The 17900-nt window shown below is 39.0% G+C and carries 20 protein-coding genes and 1 pseudogene; 3 read left to right on the top strand and 18 right to left on the bottom strand.

Features of this window, described 5'->3' with window-relative positions; all coding sequences use genetic code 11:
* Positions 1–51: 51 nt before the first annotated feature.
* From MN086_RS04880 to MN086_RS04860, 5 genes are all read right to left on the bottom strand, one after another.
* The gene (locus MN086_RS04880) at positions 52–1119 is read right to left on the bottom strand and encodes an alkene reductase (protein ID WP_248576940.1); all 1068 of its coding nucleotides are present in this window, start codon (positions 1117–1119) and stop codon (positions 52–54) included.
* Between the two features lie 27 nt (positions 1120–1146).
* Positions 1147–1362: an SHOCT domain-containing protein gene (locus MN086_RS04875; RefSeq protein ID WP_248576939.1), complete on the bottom strand. Its 216-nt coding sequence runs from the start codon at positions 1360–1362 to the stop codon at positions 1147–1149.
* Between the two features lie 229 nt (positions 1363–1591).
* Complete coding sequence (locus tag MN086_RS04870; RefSeq protein WP_248576938.1) at positions 1592–2173, bottom strand: hypothetical protein; 582 nt, start codon at positions 2171–2173, stop codon at positions 1592–1594.
* Positions 2174–2285: 112 nt separating this feature from the next.
* Positions 2286–2588 carry an SEL1-like repeat protein gene (locus MN086_RS04865; protein ID WP_248576937.1) on the bottom strand — a complete coding sequence of 101 codons (303 nt, stop codon included), beginning with the start codon at positions 2586–2588 and terminating at the stop codon, positions 2286–2288.
* 130 nt (positions 2589–2718) lie between these two features.
* Positions 2719–3108: a TonB-dependent receptor gene (locus MN086_RS04860; protein ID WP_248576936.1), complete on the bottom strand. Its 390-nt coding sequence runs from the start codon at positions 3106–3108 to the stop codon at positions 2719–2721.
* Positions 3109–3304: 196 nt separating this feature from the next.
* Here MN086_RS04860 and MN086_RS04855 point away from each other — a divergent pair, with 196 nt between their 5' ends.
* On the top strand, positions 3305–3601 hold the full coding sequence (locus tag MN086_RS04855; protein ID WP_248576935.1) for a hypothetical protein: 297 nt from the start codon (positions 3305–3307) through the stop codon (positions 3599–3601).
* A gap of 67 nt (positions 3602–3668) precedes the next feature.
* On the opposite strand, the gene MN086_RS04850 is transcribed toward MN086_RS04855, so the two are convergent.
* On the bottom strand, positions 3669–4136 hold the full coding sequence (locus MN086_RS04850; RefSeq protein ID WP_248576934.1) for a host attachment protein: 468 nt from the start codon (positions 4134–4136) through the stop codon (positions 3669–3671).
* Between the two features lie 199 nt (positions 4137–4335).
* Here MN086_RS04850 and MN086_RS04845 point away from each other — a divergent pair, with 199 nt between their 5' ends.
* Entirely contained in the window at positions 4336–5688 is a 1353-nt protein-coding gene (locus tag MN086_RS04845) for a DASS family sodium-coupled anion symporter (RefSeq protein WP_248576933.1), read from the top strand.
* Positions 5689–5850: 162 nt separating this feature from the next.
* Here the strand turns inward: MN086_RS04845 and MN086_RS04840 are convergent.
* The 3 genes and pseudogenes from MN086_RS04840 to MN086_RS04830 all read right to left on the bottom strand — a co-directional run.
* Positions 5851–6016: pseudogene (locus tag MN086_RS04840) on the bottom strand (hydrogenase formation protein HypD); the annotation flags it as partial.
* A 50-nt stretch (positions 6017–6066) separates the two neighbouring features.
* Positions 6067–6282, bottom strand: coding sequence for a HypC/HybG/HupF family hydrogenase formation chaperone (locus tag MN086_RS04835; RefSeq protein ID WP_248576932.1), 216 nt, complete (start codon positions 6280–6282; stop codon positions 6067–6069).
* A gap of 9 nt (positions 6283–6291) precedes the next feature.
* Entirely contained in the window at positions 6292–6930 is a 639-nt protein-coding gene (locus tag MN086_RS04830) for a hypothetical protein (protein ID WP_248576931.1), read from the bottom strand.
* A 287-nt stretch (positions 6931–7217) separates the two neighbouring features.
* On the opposite strand from MN086_RS04830, the gene MN086_RS04825 reads away from it, so the two are divergent.
* Positions 7218–7694: a transposase gene (locus MN086_RS04825; RefSeq protein WP_248576930.1), complete on the top strand. Its 477-nt coding sequence runs from the start codon at positions 7218–7220 to the stop codon at positions 7692–7694.
* On the opposite strand, the gene hypF is transcribed toward MN086_RS04825, so the two are convergent.
* The 9 genes from hypF to MN086_RS04780 form a co-directional block, all read right to left on the bottom strand.
* Positions 7669–9888, bottom strand: coding sequence for a carbamoyltransferase HypF (hypF, locus tag MN086_RS04820; RefSeq protein ID WP_248576929.1), 2220 nt, complete (start codon positions 9886–9888; stop codon positions 7669–7671). The genes MN086_RS04825 and hypF overlap by 26 nt on opposite strands.
* Positions 9889–10091: 203 nt before the next feature.
* Complete coding sequence (locus MN086_RS04815) at positions 10092–10649, bottom strand: hydrogenase maturation protease (RefSeq protein ID WP_248576928.1); 558 nt, start codon at positions 10647–10649, stop codon at positions 10092–10094.
* 101 nt (positions 10650–10750) lie between these two features.
* Positions 10751–10978 carry a hypothetical protein gene (locus tag MN086_RS04810; RefSeq protein WP_248576927.1) on the bottom strand — a complete coding sequence of 76 codons (228 nt, stop codon included), beginning with the start codon at positions 10976–10978 and terminating at the stop codon, positions 10751–10753.
* A gap of 264 nt (positions 10979–11242) precedes the next feature.
* Entirely contained in the window at positions 11243–11836 is a 594-nt protein-coding gene (locus tag MN086_RS04805; protein WP_248576926.1) for a TetR/AcrR family transcriptional regulator, read from the bottom strand.
* Between the two features lie 80 nt (positions 11837–11916).
* Positions 11917–13725 carry a hypothetical protein gene (locus MN086_RS04800; RefSeq protein ID WP_248576925.1) on the bottom strand — a complete coding sequence of 603 codons (1809 nt, stop codon included), beginning with the start codon at positions 13723–13725 and terminating at the stop codon, positions 11917–11919.
* Positions 13709–14257, bottom strand: coding sequence for a HyaD/HybD family hydrogenase maturation endopeptidase (locus MN086_RS04795; RefSeq protein WP_248576924.1), 549 nt, complete (start codon positions 14255–14257; stop codon positions 13709–13711). Before MN086_RS04795 ends, MN086_RS04800 begins: the two co-directional genes overlap by 17 nt.
* Positions 14254–14976, bottom strand: a complete 723-nt coding sequence (gene cybH / locus MN086_RS04790; protein WP_248576923.1) for a Ni/Fe-hydrogenase, b-type cytochrome subunit — start codon at positions 14974–14976, stop codon at positions 14254–14256. The genes MN086_RS04795 and cybH overlap by 4 nt, the downstream gene beginning before the upstream one ends.
* 48 nt (positions 14977–15024) lie before the next feature.
* A complete protein-coding gene (locus tag MN086_RS04785) occupies positions 15025–16743 on the bottom strand; it encodes a nickel-dependent hydrogenase large subunit (RefSeq protein ID WP_248576922.1) in 1719 nt (572 codons plus the stop codon).
* A 3-nt stretch (positions 16744–16746) separates the two neighbouring features.
* Entirely contained in the window at positions 16747–17892 is a 1146-nt protein-coding gene (locus tag MN086_RS04780; protein WP_248576921.1) for a hydrogenase small subunit, read from the bottom strand.
* Between the last annotated feature and the right edge of the window lie 8 nt (positions 17893–17900).

Genomic DNA, 17900 nt, shown 5'->3' with positions numbered 1-17900 from the left:
TTAAAGTTGTATACTATCTATTATTGTAGCTATACTGACTAATATATAACCTTATATGGTTTTATAGTCTATATACCCCTTTTCATCGTGTGTATAGAATGTATGGGGATCAGCTGGAGCTAACGGTGCATCGGTTTCAAATCGTTTAGGCAGATCAGGATTGGAAATATATAATGTACCATAGGACACTGCATCTGCAAGATCGTTTTCTATAGCTTCGTTGCCTCTTGCTTTATCGTATTCTCCATTGGTGATCAATACACCTTTGTAAGCATCACGAAGTACTTGTAACTCTACCACATTGGCACCATGCTTGATATCTTCTTCCAATGCATCAATAATATGTAGATATGCCAGATCATAATCATTCAGTTTTTTGCAAATATACTTGAAGTCCTCCGTGGGATCGATATCTGTCATACTGTTAAAGGTACCGCTGGGTGAAAGCCTTAGAGCTGTTCTCTCACACCCTATCGCATCACAGACGGCTGATAGTACATCAAATAAGAATCTACTTCTATTTTCTATGCTTCCGCCATACGCATCGGTTCTTTTGTTGCTGCCATCTTTAATGAACTGATCAATCAGGTAGCCATTGGCTCCATGTATCTCTACACCATCAAAACCTGCTTCTATCGCATTTGTAGCTGCCTGTGCATACTCTGTGACAATTTCGTGGATTTCATGAACCTGAAGTGCCCTTGGTATCTCATATGGCTGCATGCCTTCAGGGGTATAGTGTTTACCATCAATTTTTACGGCTGATGGAGCTACAGGAAGTTTACCTTGCAAGAAAGAAGAGTGGGAGACCCTGCCCACATGCCACAATTGCAGATAGATAAGTCCACCTTTTTTATGTACTGCTGTAGTGACTTTTCTCCACCCATCTATCTGTGCATCAGTATAGATACCAGGTGTAGCCAGATAGCCTATACCCAAAGGAGATATCTGTGTGGCCTCCGTGATGATAAGCCCTGCACTTGCCCTCTGGGCATAATATACAGCCATCAGATCATTGGCACAGTTACCCTCTACTGCCCTGCACCGTGTCATCGGTGCCATGATGATCCTATTTTTTAAAGTCTTCTTCCCTATGGTGAGTTCTGAAAATAGATTCATCCCGTTCTCCTTGAAACAAGCAATCAATTATTTATTTTTTTTGAGGGCATCAGACTTTTCTTTATACTCCTTTGTATCTATCTCTCCACTGGCATAACGTTTATCGAGTATATCCTGTGCAGAGGAGTTTTTTGCTTCACCTTTAGCCGTCTCTTTTAAAAAATATATGAGAAGGACAACCAACAATACCGGTATAAACCACATACCAAAACCCATACCCCAGCCATGTCCTATAAAATCCATTTTATATCCTTTAGGAATATCTTTATTTGAAAAGTATAGTCAAAATAGGTGTAATTTGTGTGTAGAAAAGGTTTTCATACTTTTGGATAGAAAAAATAAATGCCTAACGGATGATTTAAGAGAAAAGGAAAGTTTGTTTTTCAAGTTGACTCTTTGCCCCTTTGCGAAGGAGATAGTTATGTTAACTTATTTAGTAGAGGTCTTCATATTCTATTTGAAACAAGAGAGATCATCTCTCATGTTTCTTTGGCTTGCCGTTCTTTTTATATTTTTTATGATCATCATACTCTCTGTATCTATGACCGTCATCACCTAGATAGTGCTTATTGTGCTTGTAGTAGCCGTTCTTATGGTTTGGGTGCTTCTCTTTTTTATACTTTTTTCTATGGTGTTCCTGGTAGCCTCTTTCATAATAGTGACCGCCCCTTAGTCTTTCACCCTTATAGTAGTAGTCACCGTTTCTCCAGTCACCGCCATAGTAGTATCTGTTATTGTAAAAGTAGTAAGGTCTCTCATCACGGTACTGTGGTTTATCATACGCTCTGTTATACTGGTCGTAGTAGCCTCTTTCATAGTAGTGACCGCCACTTAGTCTTCGACCATCATAGTAGTAGTTTCCATTTCTCCACTCACCGCCATAATAGTATTGGTTATTGTAAAAATAGTAAGGTCTGTCATCACGGTACTGCGGTTTATCATATGCACCTAAAATCACATCTACCACGACTCTTTCGAGTAAAGACTGTGCAGATACTTGTAAAGGCATGCATACACTTATACACACCAAACTACTCATAATCATTTTTTTCATACTTCCTCCTGGTTTTAATGTATCATATTATAAAATAAAAATGTGGAGTTATTGTATAAAAACTAATCTTATACTCTTTAGCGTTGAATTTTTATCTTGCTATTTCGATCTCTTATTTTGTCTTCAGTTTCTCAGCCATTTTACAGCCTTCGTTAGAACCATGTTTACAGGCTTTTTCGTAGTATTCAATCGCTTTTGAGATATCTTTTTCCAATACCTCACCCTTTTCATATTTCATTGCTGCGGCAAAACATCCGTAATAGTCACCATGATGGTCACAATCATCTATAAAATCTTGAACGATCTCTCTATCTGTCAGATCTTCACCCAAATCATCATCGAACTCATCGGACTCTGCATGTGCAAAGGCACCCATTGCTAATACAAGTATACTCGCAAGTAGTATTTTTTTCATTTGTTTTCCTTTTTTTAGATGATATGATCTATTTTATTGGAATAATAATTTATGTTTGATATGTTTCAGTTTAAATTTTAATTATATTTCTATAAAGGAATACTTATAATGGAATAGATATCTATTTCACTTAGGCATTTTGTGATGCATTTTTGGATGATCCAATAAAAAGAATGGTCATGAGGATCATTCCCGTAAATATGGTAATGGAAAAGAATGCCAAATAGGGATCAATGGTTTCAAGTGAAACAAAATTTCCATAATATAAAAATAAACCAATGACTGCACCAAGTGTTCCAACCTGATGTATATAGAATTGTGCAATAGAGAGTTTTGAGATCAGATTATTGAGCCACAGTTTGTGACACAATCCGTATATAAAAGAGACAACAAACCCAATAAGCAGGATATGCGTATGCGTGACCAAATGACCATGATCTTTGGATGCTGCCATGTAGATCCCGAGTGCTAATCCGACGATAGCATAAATTAAACTGGTTAATATGAATTTTCTGTCCATCTTTCTCCCCTGTTTTTGATAGAAGCCCTTGAATAGGTACTTTAGAGGCTGAAACTCAGTATTATATCTACTCTATTGTAGCACTTTTTTTGTATATTACTTTTCAAAAATACAATGTCTTGGCTATGTATATCATTTTCTATGACAATTTGACATACTTTTACCTTCTCCTATTTTTTTCTGTCAGAATACACCTATGAAACCTACATCCAAAGAACTGCTTGAAGCGGTCAGTAAGCATTGTTACAATGAATTAACACTCTACAGGTTCAACAATACTACATTGAATGTAAGTGATAAGTACAGGGAAGGCAGGTTAACCGCTCTGGAATACCTTACTGAGCTTACTTATTATTATCTACAAGAAGAGAAGAAGATAAATGAAGAGTTTAAACAGCAGATATCAAAACAGTTAAAGCTTTATGATTGTCTTGATGATACAGAGTATAAACGTGGTCTTTATGATGCACTGAATGTAGTATTGGGATTATAGGAGTTTCACTGGATCATGTCATGATGTTACCCTCTTATTTCATGACCCAGGAATTAGGAGTAAAAAGCTATTCAAAAAAGGATAACAGATCTTTTACATGTGCATTTGTAAGATCTTTTCCTATACTCTGTCCGAGTTTGTCTTTTGTCTTAGTATCAAGCATTTCGGTCAATTTATTTAAATTTTCCTGTGGAAAAGCAAGGTGCCATTTTGGAGGGTTTGTATCAGAGATCAATGCAGTGATATCATCAGCGATCTGTTGTAGTCCACGACGTTCTGCTTCTAATGAACGGTTATGCTGCTCTCCGTTATTATGTCCCTGGTTTCCCAACTGGTCGCTCATATCATCAGATGTATGCGTATGCGGTTCTATATATTCAAATTGTTTCATTGAGGTTAGATTTCTTCTTACTTTTTGCGTGCCGGCACTCACATTTCTTGTCTCTTGAGGATCAATACCTGTGACCGTATCAACCTGATATGCTTCAAACCCACCTAAGTTCGCGATAACAATAATATTTCTATCTAAATTCATGACTACATTACCTCCTTATTTTTTATTATATTTTATTATAACGACTTTATATATTTAACTCAAGTCCTCATATACTAATATCTAGTAGGTATTAGACAGAATTGATATTTTTGTCCATCACTATAATATGTTGAAGCACTACCCTTAAGTTTTTTGAGGCACAATAAAACTATAAAATTTACCTATCAGGGGAGATTCGATGCCAAAGGCTAAAGATACAAATAAAATATTCATAGCACTTTTATTGGGGGTGATAGCATTTGGGATGATGATCGCATTTTTTACACTCGAACAGTCTCTTATGGTTACTGTGATAGTACTGATGGTGACACTGTGGACGAATGAAGGATTACCTTTGGCTGTGGTTTCATTGCTTCCAATCGTCCTTTTCCCTGCTACCGGTGTCTTGTCGACGAAAGAGACGGCTGTCAATTATGCCAATCCTATCATCTATCTTTTTCTAGGTGGTTTTCTTATCGCGATTGCTGTAGAGAAAACAGGGCTCCACAAAGTGATAGCAAGTAGAATGTTGTATCTTTTTCCAAACTCTGTTAGAGGTATTATTTTCGCATTGATCATCACATCCGGCCTTTTAAGCTCTATACTTTCCAATACCACTACCACCCTTCTCCTGCTTCCTATTGCACTCTTTTTGACAGAAGATCCCAAACTTAAAATGCGTTTTGCTTTAAGTATAGCCTATGGGGCAAGCATCGGAGGTATATTGACACCTATCGGTACGCCGCCTAACCTGATACTTTTGGGTATCATGGAAGAGATGGGAATGGAGGCTATCCCTTTTGTACAGTGGATGTATATGGTCGCACCATTGGTTCTAATGATGTTTATAGCAGTGGGGTATATACTGGGAGTGGGTGTTAAAAATCTGTATATAGAAGCAGATCTCAGCAACAAAACGCTTAATCCCGATCAAAAGAAAGTAGTCTACCTTCTCTCCGGGTTGATCATGCTGCTTTTGGTCAATGCTCCTATTAAACCCTATTATAATGGATTGGGGTTGAGTGAACCAGGTATACTGCTTGCAGCAGGATTGCTCCTTTTTTCCCCGCCTTTTTCGATTTTGGAGTGGATGACAGACAAAGGGAGTATTCCCTACCGTATCATGTTTCTTTTTGGTGCAGGGTTTGCAATAGCTGCAGCAGTCACCAAGACAGGTATGGCCGAAGAGATTGCTTCACATCTCATGGGCTTCGCGAATATGCCTATGATCCTGTTCTTACTTATCGTTGCTACAATGATAACCTTTACGACAGAGATCACAAGCAATACAGCACTTATATCTATCATGCTCCCTATTCTCTATAAGGTAGCTGAACAAACAAGTATGGATGCAACACTGATCATGATGGTCGCGACGGTCTGCGCTTCGTATGCGTTTATGCTTCCTATCGCCACCCCGCCTAATGCGATAGCGATGAGCTCAGGTGCAGTTTCGGTCAAAACCATGGCATCGTACGGTATCATCTTTAATATTTTGGGTATTTTACTTATCGTAGCGGTAGCACGATCATTTTGGAGTCATATAGTGTAGATATGTTGAGATAGGTCTGAAACGGAAATAATACCGATTTTTGATCTATTCCATTTCCAAGCTCATGAGATACATCTCTTCACCGTCGATCACCTTTACATCCAAGCTCTCACACTCTTTACAGGTATAGTGTATATCGTCTATTTCAAATTCTGACCTACTGCCGGGTTCATGTATGAAATTGATATTTTCAGGCATAAGCTGAGGAAGACCGAATTTCATGATCGTATGAGTATGCCCACTGAATCGTCTACGAAGATCTTAGCATAAGTTTTTATTGTTTGGCATTCCTGAAATTCTCATATAAATGTTTCAATTCCAATTTTATTTAATCACTGGTGTTTACCTTATTTTGATAAAGGTTATTTCTCTTTAATGTCATAGGAGACCCCTGTCGGGACATTCATCATCATCCAGGATTGCCCGTTCCCTCTCATTATCATCCATGAGTTCGAGTATCTCCCTGTAGTTCTCTATTGAAGCCAATGCCTCTTTTTCATCTATCTTGTTCATCACAAAACCGATATGAATTAAAACATAATCTCCTACGGTCACTGCACTCTCTGTAATCGTGCATCCGCAATCTGTACACATTTTTCTTCTTTATCCAAATAATATATTTGTTCCGACAAGCAGTGAAACTGTTCCTGCCGTTATAAATGCCCTTCTGACATTTGTAAGATTCCCCAAAAAGCTCTTGTTCACATAGAGCATAAGGACCCCAAATGCTATAAATACAAGCATCACGCCCAATGTAAAGAGAGCTACCATACTCAAATCTACTGTACCACCCTGTACTGCACCCAGTGTGATCAGCATTCCTCTGACTCCTCCCGCTCCCATCAAGAGGCCCAATGAAAAGGAAGAGGAGTTTTCTATCGCATCATGTTCATGAGATTTTCCAAACCAAATATGTATATGTTCTTTATTTTCATGCATATGTTTATGTAAGTGAATACGATTGGTTATCACCATAAAAAGAAGGTAGACCCCTATAGTAATGATCACAGTGGCAGAGATCACATCACCGTAAGCCAATATCTCTGAAGAGATATCAGTATGTTGAAGTAACTTTGCAAATATAAAAAGACTAAGCCCGTGCCCTATGGCAAAGAGTGTTGTGATCAACAAGGTCTTTTGTCTGTTTTTCCCTATGGAGAAATCAGCGATAGCGGTAAGATGATCCGGTCCGAACGCATGTAGAATTCCATACCAAAATATCACCAGTAATGACAGTTCCATTTCATCTCCTTCATAAAAGTGAATATATATTCATTATAATAGTCTATAATTATTAATTCAGTATTAAAAAAGTGATTTCTAATCTATTTTAAGGACTAAAATATATAATATATCATTAAATGTATTTACTGTCATCATTCACAAACCTATCTACTTGGAGACAGGCTGCGTAAATGAACCAAATGCCTGCGGAAATTCAGTCCCGGAAAAATTGAAAAGGAACAAAAGGTCTTATCTATTTTTATTCAGGAGGGGCAAATGCGAGAGAAGCTTCCAAACTGACAGGTATGCATATTTACACCATACAGAAATATTATCAAAAATTCAGGAAAATAATCACTTTGTATTGTGACAGGAAATACAGACAAAATACAGATAAAATTGATGAGTATGATGAATACCTATACCTTCCCAAGAGCCTGAAAAAGAATGATAAAAATATAGATAAACTGCAACACTTTTTGACACTTTCGTATGAAGGGAAGGTCTATAATCTGATGATGCCGACAATTCAGTATTTTGACTATGATACAAATGATCAAGGGAATAAACTTCTTTTAAAATACCAGCGTTTTCACAAAGTAGCAAAACTAAAAAAATTTGACAATACAATCACAAAGTTCTGGACTTTTTTCGAAACATTTATTTTACAATATAAAGGCGTAAGCGATGAACAGTTCATCTACTATTTAAAAGAGGCAGAATGGAGGTTTAACAGTACGAAAGAGGAACAGAGAGCTACATTTGATTCATTGAAGCCATGATCTGCCCCAATGCTATGCCTCCGTCATTGGGAGGAATAGTGCTGGCAATGATCGCTTCCGGGATGGCTTCAAGCACCAAACCTAAAAGTATCCTGTTCTGAAATACGCCGCCACTCAGTACTAATGGAAGCTTAGAGAGTGTATGAAAATGTTTTATCATCTCTACAAGGGTATTGAAAAATTTGGAGACTGCCACAGACCTGTCTTCTTCCCGGAGTATCTCTTGAACCATAGGTAAAATATCTATGATACCCTGATCGCAGGTAAAAGTATAGTATCCTTGAACATGTTCATCATACAGCTCTTCAAGCAGCATACCGCTCTCTCCCTCAAAACTCATGACATGACAAACATCCGTGAGTGATGCCACTGCATCAAAGAGCCTGCCTATGGAGGAACTCAGAGGTGCATTCAAACCTTTTTCCCATGCGATATAGTATGTTTGTAGTTCTGATGATGAGAATGCTCTAACAGCTGGAGTGTCTAGGGTTAAAGCCTCTTGGCCATAGAGATCAAAAAGTAGGCTCAATGCCACTCTTTTTGGCTCTTTGATTGCTTTTGCACCCCCTAGGAGTTTGAACTGATTAATGTGTGCCACACGCTCATAGCACTTTGGATCACAAATCAAAAATTCTCCGCCCCAAAGTGTACCGTCATCACCGTATCCAGTACCGTCAAAAGCTACACCAAGCACTTTCTCTGCCATTTTCTTTTCTGCCATTACCCCTAGTATATGCGCATAGTGATGTTGCACACTCCGGGTATTGTCATAATGAGCTAATGCATATTTGGTTGACTCATAACCGGGATGTTTGTCGTGCATGACAAGAGAGGGATGAAAATCATAAATACGCTCAAAAATTTGAATGTTCTTTTCAAAATACTCCACTGAATCTATAGTATTGAGATCGCCTATATGCGGGGAGAGTATTGCTTCATTGTTAAAGCCTATGGCAATGGTTGATTTTTGATTTGCGCCTAAAGCCAATACATCATGTTCCAATCTAAAAGGCAATTTAAGCGCAGCAGGGGCATACCCCCTTGCACGTCTTAATATCACCTCTTGATCTTTCACTACCATCAACACAGAATCATCACAGCCGTTAACGATACTCCTGTTATGATCCAATACATAGTCATATATACCCTCTAGCTTTTCCAGACTTTCCAGATCCGTGCAGATAGGTTCATCGGTCACATTTGCACTTGTCGCGACCAAAGGTCGTTGAAATTTCTGAAGCAAGAGCAGATGCAGGGGAGTATAAGGAAGGAAAAGTCCGATATGGGAAATATTAGGAGCCACATAAGATGATATCTGTGTATTCTCTTTACTCTTAAGCAAGACAATAGGTCTCTCCTTTGATGTAAGTAAAACCTCTTCTTTAGTATTCATGTCAGCAAGGAATTGAGCAGATTTTATATCTGAAACCATGACGGCATACGGTTTAGATGGTCTTTTTTTTCGCTCTCTTAAATGCTGTACGGCTTCATCGTTGGTTGCATCACAAACAAGATGATAGCCCCCTACCCCTTTTACAGCTATGATGTTACCATCTTCTAAAAAACGAACCGTATTGTCTATCATTTCATCTTGAGGGATATTTAAGAGTTCTTTGCCTTTATAGAGTTTTAATGTAGGACCGCAATCATAACACCCTATAGGCTGTGCATGGTATCGTCTGTCCAATGGATCGTTATACTCCTCTTCACACGCTTTACACATTTTAAAATCTGCCATGGAAGTTTGTGCTCTGTCATAAGGGAGCTGCTTGATGATAGAGTAACGCACACCGCAATGTGTACAAGTAATAAACGGATAACCGTAACGGCGATTATCGGGATCGAACAGTTCTGATTCACACGCTTTGCAAATACTGACATCCGGGGGGATACGTACCGTCCTCCTACCTTTTTCCTGTGTTGTAACGATCCTGAAATCCTGAAAATCCCTGTATGCGATCTCAGTACTTATAAGTTTATCAATAGCAGCCAATGGAGGCAGTTCCGCATAGATAGTTGAGAGCAGCGTTTCTAGTTCTGAAGGCGTTGTATTGACATATATCTCTACACCTCCCGTACTATTACTGACAGTTCCATGAAGCCCCAAACGATGTGCAAGCGTATAGACAAAAGGTCGAAATCCAACCCCTTGTACGGTTCCTTCTATTTGGATCTTATAAGTACAATGAGACATGTACAGTATTCTCCTTTCCCATCGAAACGTTATTATTAATTAGAGTTTTTTGATTACACAACGTTTCTGTATTCTACCACAGAGTGACTGCCTACATCAATATCTATACTTGACAGCTGGAAGAAGATGGCAGATTACAGAGGTAAGGACACATTTATTATCTGTAAAACAGTACCTATTCCAGTGCTGTGTACCGTATCATCCTAATTCACACCGGCAAAAACAAGTTGTTTTAATTTTCCATTGTTAGCACAGTCATCTATGATCTTTTCAAAAGATCTCTTTCTACAAAAAGTTCTGTTAAGCGTTATACCAAAATGCTTTAACTCTTTTAGGGTAACCTCTAAAAGTTTTGGCATATGTCTCAAGACAGATTCAGTCAGCGCGTTACGTACTTCTATAATATTTTCCGGTATCATGGAAATATGTCGTATTTTATCCACCTCTTCATCTATAAAAGAGATATCAAATTCTTTCGCTGTTAGATCTACGGCATATTGTGCCATCTCCATCTCTTTCCCTGATTGAGCATATATAGTTCCAGTTTCACCTTCTTGGGATGATGCACCTACAACGATCAACTGATCAAAGTCACGATAGTTGGAGATGAGGCTAAAATCCAACGTTCCACCTTCTACCAGCGTTAAATTATCAGGAATATTATAATTATTCTCTATATATTTTACAAGATAGTCACCAAGTCCTTCATCATGAAACATGATATTTCCTATACCTATGAGTGCAATTTTATTATATGCCATATTTTGCTCCTTTACAAAAAAAGTGTTATCTTTTTTGTATTTATTTAATCTATTATGACAATATCGATATCGTCACAAAACTCACTAAATGCAACCTAAGTTCAGTTAACATCATCCAAATTGATCAATGACGATATTAGCCCATCATCTTCAGTGCACTGCAGAAAATGCTCTCTTCTTTTTGAAGTTTCGAGCACGTTTAAGTCATCTAAGCTTTTTCTGCATCTTTCATATATATCGTCATAATATTCATTACCGTGTCGTGAATCTACTTTTGTATCCACTGATTCAAATAATTCCTTTGTAACTTCTTGGTTATCTGTATTCATAACATCTCCTTCTATAGTAAATGAATATCTATTCATTATAATAGGAAAAGAAAACTTAAATAATAATGAATAGTCATTCATTATTATGATATCTGGAATATTTATCTGATTGGTTGATATAAGATTATATTATTTTTTAGTGCAAACGGAACAAACGTCAAACGTACGGAAAATAAATGTGGCCTCCTCTATAGAGTTTGAACCGCGCATTGCCATTGCAGATAATTGATTAGAGCCAAAGAAGTGTAGGTATCATTTGGCAATCTAAACTTTCAATGCATGATAGATATTGAAGGAAATATCATCAATATACTCATTGATCTCTTTAGGTAGAATTCCTTCACCTTTGAGAAACACCATCCCACCCAAGTAGCCTAGAAAAAGGCCAAAGGCAGAAAAAAAGTCTTGATTTCTAAACTCTCCTGATTCTACACCATCATTGAAGAAGATCATGATTTCAGTGATAAATCCAGAGACACATACCATCTCTTCACATTCATTTTTAAAGACTTCTCTATGAGAGAGATAAACACGTAAAAAATACTCGATCATTTCAGGACGTTCCTGTGCCATACCAAAATAGACTTCTACGATCTTTTTGATTTTGGCTTTGGAGGAGATATCAAGCATATTAACCTTGCGTATCTCTCCTCCTAAGACATTAGAAGTGTATTTAATGATCTCCCCTGCCAAAATATCTTTTGATGAAAAATAGTTATAGATGTTTCCTACACTCATATGCATCTTTTTTGCAATGTCGGGTATGGTTGTTTTATGAAAGCCGTTTGCAGAGAACAATTGTAGTGCCGTTTGTATAATAGATTCTCGTTTTTTCGCTTTTTTATCTGTTATTTTCAAAGAAAGCCTTTCTAATTGATACAATCATTTTAGTAAAAAATAACAAATAGGGATTGTAACTTCCAGGTATATCTTACTTTTTACTCATTCCCCAGTGTTATTGCTCCAAAGGCGATATTGGCATGATCCATGCTTAAGCGTTCATTTCTGTAAATAGGATAGTTAACACCGATAGCTTTACAGGTACGCATCAATAATTGACGATTTTCAAACAGTCCACCACTGAGTGTGACCCCGTTAATACCGACATTGGCATCAGAATCCTCTGCATGTTTCGCAAGGAAATCAACCAAAGAATCAATAAATCCGAAACTAAGAAGGTAATCATCAAGTCCGGCAAGCTTAAAGCTCATGGCTGACCGGATAGCAAGTCTCGGATCAAGTTGATACCCCTCTTCTGTACCAATAACTTTATAATCGATACGAGGGCCGGATTTACCGCTGAATTCAATAGCGGTTGCTTCAAGTGTTTCACATGACCTTCGCATATCATCACCTTCATATAAGCCGATGAATACAGCTGCTAATGCCCAGATCCTCATAATACCATTAGTCTCCATATGTGATATGAATTCTAACTTTTCTATCTTCTCATAGAGTCCAGGGAACGTTTTTTTATAGTTATTAACAAGACGCATTCCTCCCTCATCCATTGAGGCTATTGCTTCAAGTATATCTCTAGGTTGGGTCCATGCATCATCTTTGAAGAGAACCATAGGAGTATATCCGATCTTGTTGGAAAAAGAGAAGATATGGGACCTGTGTTCACGGCTAAGATGTATACCACAAAGTGCTTGATCTTGAAGCTGATGCTCTATGACGATAGAACGCTGTGCAGCATGGGCAGGTTCAAAACGAATAGCATGACTCACTTCTCGGACCTCCTCATTGGAGACATAGTGTATATAGGGTTGCTGATCGATCTTTAGATCTGTTCCAACCTGCAATCCGTTTGCATCTCCATAAGCCTGAAAACCTTTATACTCGCAAAATGAAGCATGTTTTAAATGCATAGGAACACTCCACGGTAGCATATCTCTCCCGCTTGTGATAATCAAATGTTCATCTAATCCTGTAGCAACACGAAGTGTCGGTACATGATCAGAAAAAACAACATCGATACCTCTGTTTTTTAATGCTGTGGCAAGTGCCAATGTGATTTTGTCATCCGCAAAGAAAACAGGGTAAAAAGGCTCACTGAGTTCATATTCACTGCGGAACATCAATTTTGGCTTCAGTCTTACAGAAGGTTTCTCAACCATCATCAGTGAGTTCAATTCCAGCTGATTGATGAGAAACTTCTCTGAAATATCGCTGGGGGTACAAAAGAGTAGACCTTCATCCTCTTCTCTGTTCGCATGTAAGAGTGAAAAACGTCGGATACCATTGTAAGTAGGCAGCCGCAGCTCGCCCGTGTTTATCAAAACATCTGCCATCCGTGTGAAAAATGCTTCTTCTGTAGGCGTCTCGATACCCGTAAATGCAAAGAGATCCCCCATGCCAAGCGATGTTTCATTGAATCCGCAAACAGAACATGCGTTAAACGGATCGAGTGTCTTGGAGACATTCTCCTGACATTCAGGACAGTAAGGCACTTTAAATGGTACATGGTTATCTGGTAATGATCTATTGGGACTCTGTTGTTTTTCTTCCTCTTTATGAACCTCTTCTATGGTGTAGTTGCCTAAGAAAAGAGATTGGGGAACCAGTGCAGATATCTGTTCTGCCAAAGTTTCCAGGGTGCGTTGATCACCTGAAGCCTCTATTGTGTAGCTTGTACCTTCTACAGAAAGTGAAAGCGGCATATTTGAGAGTTCATGTATGCGATTTAACAACCGTGTAAATAATCCATTATCATGGATATAGTCAAATTTAAACGCTATATGCATCATGGCTCCTAAAAGAGTTTGGAAGTATGGACTGTATATTGACGTCAGCTTTTTTGATTGCATTCACATTCATTTTTTTTAGATACTCCAAGAGCGTTTTTTCCATTAAAGGTACAGCCTCAGCAACACCTTCAGAAAGAGAGAACTCTGTTATCTCTATAATGGTCGGTACCACACCCATGATCATTGTCGGCGGACGATCTCCGGTCATATCCATCATATTTAGTGTCTGAAGCATCTCAACTTCATGCGCACTGCCTTGCCAATCTACATTATCAGGTACTGCATCAAAATTAAAGAAATAGACTTCACCTGCTTGAACGCCTGGTGCATTGATCGTATCAATAATGATCAGATGGTCATACTCTACAATGATAGGGATAAGCCTCTGGGCAAGTGTCCCGCCGTCTATAGTATCAATCTGATGTTCTCCATCAAATTGATATTTTTCTTCTATATATTTTATAAAATGGACACCTATGCCTTCATCACCGAACAGCAGGTTACCAATACCCAATATTAATATTTTCACTTTTTCTCTTTTTCAACTTTTTCTTTTTCTTTTTCCAGTTTCTCTTTTCTTAAATGATAATCATATCCTGTAAACATCACATCCATCGCACCATGTTTAAAGCGTATGGCAGACCAAATGACCAGATAAATATGAATAGGTAAGAAGATCAAATAGCCCCACACAGTGATATGATGGATATAACGTACATTGGCAAGTCCTCCCATCCATACTTCTAAAACACGCATAGGTTCATATAACCAACCACCTATACCTAAGTGATACACATGTACATAGAGTATCAACCCCGTAAGGGAAGCTAAGACCACCAAGACCATTATGGCAGTATAGGTTAGAAACTGTAACGGCCCGTAAAACCCTTTTTTCTTTAATTCACCGATAAAGAAGTAAGCTTTTAACTGAGTGATCCAGGATTTTAGACTAAATAGATCTTTAAGTGAACCCAATTCACCTTTCGTATCTTTTCCAAAAAAGAAAAGATAGATTCGGAGTATTCCTGAAGCTATAAGGATAAACCCTAAGATTAAATGCCATTTGGTCCACTCTGCATAAAGAAGTTTATCCGTTGAGCCTTGAGATGTCAGAAATGGCTCAGCGATATAAAAACCTGTTACAATCAATCCTATGATAACTATGGCCCGTATCCAATGTAAAATTCTATTGATGCTGCTGTAGACAAAACTGGGATGCTCTACAATTTCTTCTTCCGGTTTTCCCATAATGCATACTCCTTTTCATTCATTTTTAATATAAGTCTGCTTTGCATTCTAACAAGTTGCTCCGCTGCTTATAGGATTTACTTTAAATTCACTGATCTCTGTACCTTTCATATCTATTACATGTACAGCACATGACATACACGGATCAAAAGAGTGAATCACTCTGATTACTTCAAGCGGTTTAGTAGGATCTTCAAGTTTCAATCCTACAAGAGATGCTTCATACGGCCCTATCGTTCCATTGGCATCCATTGGTCCCGCATTCCATGTGGTAGGCACTACTGCTTGATAATTTTCGATCACACCGTCTTTTATCCGTACCCAGTGACTGAGCACACCGCGAGGTACTTCACCGATAAAACGCCCCGTATACTCTATGGATGGGTTGATCTCAAATTTAGTGTAGGTGCTCTCATCTGTTTTGACATTTTCAACCAAAGAATCAAATATGGTAATGGCATTATCTGAGATCAGTTTGGTCTGCAGCATACGCGCCGCAGTACGTCCCAATGTCGTGAAAAGAGCTTCTAACGGCAATCCGGTGTGCTTTAAAAATGCATTGACTTCAGCCTGGACCTTTTCATTGCCTCTGGCATAATTTACAAGGAGACAAGACAGAGGACCTACTTCCACCGCATCAGTGCCGTATCTTGGGGCTTTGACCCAAGTATATTTTTCATTTTCATTGATGATCTTTGCTTCACCGTTTACCGTATCACCATCTATGAAACCGGTATAATCAGGATCCGTAACGCCATCATATGGATGAAGAGGATTATTCCCTTTATACCATGCGTGTGTCACATCTTCCTCGATCTTCGTTTCATCGATATCAAATACTTGACTGAGATCACCGTCTTTAATGTACCCGCCTTGGAAAAGATACTCTGTACGGTTAAGTACAAATTCATCAGCCGCCAGGAAGTTTTTAACTCCCAGACCACCCAATACGGTCTCTTCACTTCCGTATGCATCTGCAGCCATCACGATATCTGCCTGATAGGCACGGTCGATAAAATCCTTTACGATCTTATATTTTTCTCTCCACTGCGATAAGCGTGTCGGACTCAAGATATCACGGACACAGGTAACCCCGCCCACCACAAGACTTTGAGGATGTGGCTGCTTCGCACCAAAAATAGCAAACATCTGTGCTGCTACACGCTGTACTTCAAGTGCCTTAAGATAGTGTGAGAGTGCAATAAGGTTTTGCTCCGGAGAGAATTTATAGGTACCATTCCCCCAATATGCATTGGCAAACGGCCCAAGTTGACCTTTATCAACAAATTCTTTCACTCTTTTTTGGACAGCAGTAAGTTCATCTGTACCGGTTGCAATTGGCATATCAGAGTATTTGAATGCCAGTTTGGACGCTTTTGCAGGATCTGCACTGAGTGCCGATACTACATCCACCCAGTCAAGTCCGTGTAAATGGTAAAAGTGTACAACATGGTCATGCATATAAAGAGATGCATTTAAAAGAGACCTTACCAGCTTTGCATTATAGGGTATCTCTATACCTAATGCATTTTCTACAGACTCAATACCGGCTCTATAGTGAGAATAGGTACAAACACCACAAATACGTTGTGCCATAAGACCTGCATCACGAGGATCACGTCCTTTAAGGATAACCTCTATCCCTCTCCATAAGGTGGATGAAGAATAGGCTTTTTGCACTACATTGTTCTCATCAACCTCTACTTCAACACGCAGATGTCCTTCAATTCTTGTTATCGGATCAATAACTACACGTTTATTAGCCATAATCTATCCTTCCTTCTCATCGTTTTTATTCATAAATATACTTGCAACAGCATGTGCTCCAATTCCCACAACAGTTGCTGTTAATAGTGCTGTACCAAGCTTGTCAACGGTGGTATTCACACCCATAATAAGATGCGAATTAAGCGGTTTTAGCAGTGGACCCATGCTGTCAAAAAAGTCGGGTTCAGAACATCCCATACATCCATGACCTGCCTGTACCGGCCAACTTACATGCTGGTTGAACCGTTCGGTTGAACAGTTATTGAAAGTGTAAGGTCCTTTACATCCTTGTTTATAGAGGCACCATCCCTCTTTTGCACCTTCATCACCAAAACTCTCTACGAACTCCCCGGCATCAAAATGTCCACGACGTTCACAGAGATCATGAATACGCGCACCGTAAGCCCATTTTGGACGATGGTAGTGATCAAGTGCCGGCAGTGTACCAAAGAGTAAGAAGTGCATCAGCGTCCCAACTATATTTTCAGCACTTGGTGGACAACCTGGTACATTGATGACCGGTTGTGAAACCACTTTGTCCACACCTTTCGCACCAGTTGGATTAGGTGCAGCTGCCTGGATACCTCCGAAACTCGCACAAGTACCTATGGAAAAGATCGCTGCAGCACTTTTAGCCGCTTTTGTAATAAGCTCAACTCCTGTCGTACCATGGGCACCCAGTGTCAAATACTTACCATGATTTGCTGTTGGTATACCGCCTTCAGCAAGTAACACATAACGGCCTTTATACTCTTCTAATGCATGTTCAAGGTTAGCCTCTGCCTGCCACCCTGATGCAGCCATAAGTGTTTCATGATATTCAACAGAGACATAATCAAAGATCAGTGAATCTATCGTTGGTGCATCGGAGCGTATAAACGACTCACTACATCCTGTACACTCTGCAAAATGGAGCCAGACCAGCGGTACACGGTCTGCTAGTTTTGCGGCCTCTGCAAACAAAGGCGTGAACTGGGACGGTAATGCAAGCATCGCTGTGACACCTGCAGCCCACTTCATAAAGTCACGTCGCTGGATACCTTTACTTGCCAGCATCTCTTCTATTGACACTTCTTTTCTAGAAGGTAACTCAGCCAGTGAACGAATACGATCTTTTGCTTTCGCATAGAGTGCATCAAAACCATTCATATTTAACT

Source organism: Sulfurovum sp. XGS-02, from assembly GCF_023213175.1.
Lineage (GTDB): Bacteria > Campylobacterota > Campylobacteria > Campylobacterales > Sulfurovaceae > Sulfurovum.
The sequence above is the reverse complement of the archived record's forward strand: the minus strand, read 5'-3'. Positions and strand labels throughout refer to the sequence as shown.

What these genes read in the sequence shown, in the direction of transcription:
- MN086_RS04815 (WP_248576928.1), bottom strand. Translation starts at nt 10,649, where the DNA reads ATGGCATATAATAAAATTGCACTCATAGGTATAGGAAATATCATGTTT.
- MN086_RS04880 (WP_248576940.1), bottom strand. Translation starts at nt 1,119, where the DNA reads ATGAATCTATTTTCAGAACTCACCATAGGGAAGAAGACTTTAAAAAAT.
- MN086_RS04835 (WP_248576932.1), bottom strand. Translation starts at nt 6,282, where the DNA reads ATGTGTACAGATTGCGGATGCACGATTACAGAGAGTGCAGTGACCGTA.
- hypF (WP_248576929.1), bottom strand. Translation starts at nt 9,888, where the DNA reads ATGTCTCATTGTACTTATAAGATCCAAATAGAAGGAACCGTACAAGGG.
- MN086_RS04865 (WP_248576937.1), bottom strand. Translation starts at nt 2,588, where the DNA reads ATGAAAAAAATACTACTTGCGAGTATACTTGTATTAGCAATGGGTGCC.
- MN086_RS04845 (WP_248576933.1), top strand. Translation starts at nt 4,336, where the DNA reads ATGCCAAAGGCTAAAGATACAAATAAAATATTCATAGCACTTTTATTG.
- MN086_RS04870 (WP_248576938.1), bottom strand. Translation starts at nt 2,173, where the DNA reads ATGAAAAAAATGATTATGAGTAGTTTGGTGTGTATAAGTGTATGCATG.
- MN086_RS04850 (WP_248576934.1), bottom strand. Translation starts at nt 4,136, where the DNA reads ATGAATTTAGATAGAAATATTATTGTTATCGCGAACTTAGGTGGGTTT.
- MN086_RS04830 (WP_248576931.1), bottom strand. Translation starts at nt 6,930, where the DNA reads ATGGAACTGTCATTACTGGTGATATTTTGGTATGGAATTCTACATGCG.
- MN086_RS04810 (WP_248576927.1), bottom strand. Translation starts at nt 10,978, where the DNA reads ATGAATACAGATAACCAAGAAGTTACAAAGGAATTATTTGAATCAGTG.
- MN086_RS04875 (WP_248576939.1), bottom strand. Translation starts at nt 1,362, where the DNA reads ATGGATTTTATAGGACATGGCTGGGGTATGGGTTTTGGTATGTGGTTT.
- MN086_RS04800 (WP_248576925.1), bottom strand. Translation starts at nt 13,725, where the DNA reads ATGCATATAGCGTTTAAATTTGACTATATCCATGATAATGGATTATTT.
- MN086_RS04860 (WP_248576936.1), bottom strand. Translation starts at nt 3,108, where the DNA reads ATGGACAGAAAATTCATATTAACCAGTTTAATTTATGCTATCGTCGGA.
- cybH (WP_248576923.1), bottom strand. Translation starts at nt 14,976, where the DNA reads ATGGGAAAACCGGAAGAAGAAATTGTAGAGCATCCCAGTTTTGTCTAC.
- MN086_RS04785 (WP_248576922.1), bottom strand. Translation starts at nt 16,743, where the DNA reads ATGGCTAATAAACGTGTAGTTATTGATCCGATAACAAGAATTGAAGGA.
- MN086_RS04780 (WP_248576921.1), bottom strand. Translation starts at nt 17,892, where the DNA reads ATGAATGGTTTTGATGCACTCTATGCGAAAGCAAAAGATCGTATTCGT.
- MN086_RS04825 (WP_248576930.1), top strand. Translation starts at nt 7,218, where the DNA reads ATGCATATTTACACCATACAGAAATATTATCAAAAATTCAGGAAAATA.
- MN086_RS04855 (WP_248576935.1), top strand. Translation starts at nt 3,305, where the DNA reads ATGAAACCTACATCCAAAGAACTGCTTGAAGCGGTCAGTAAGCATTGT.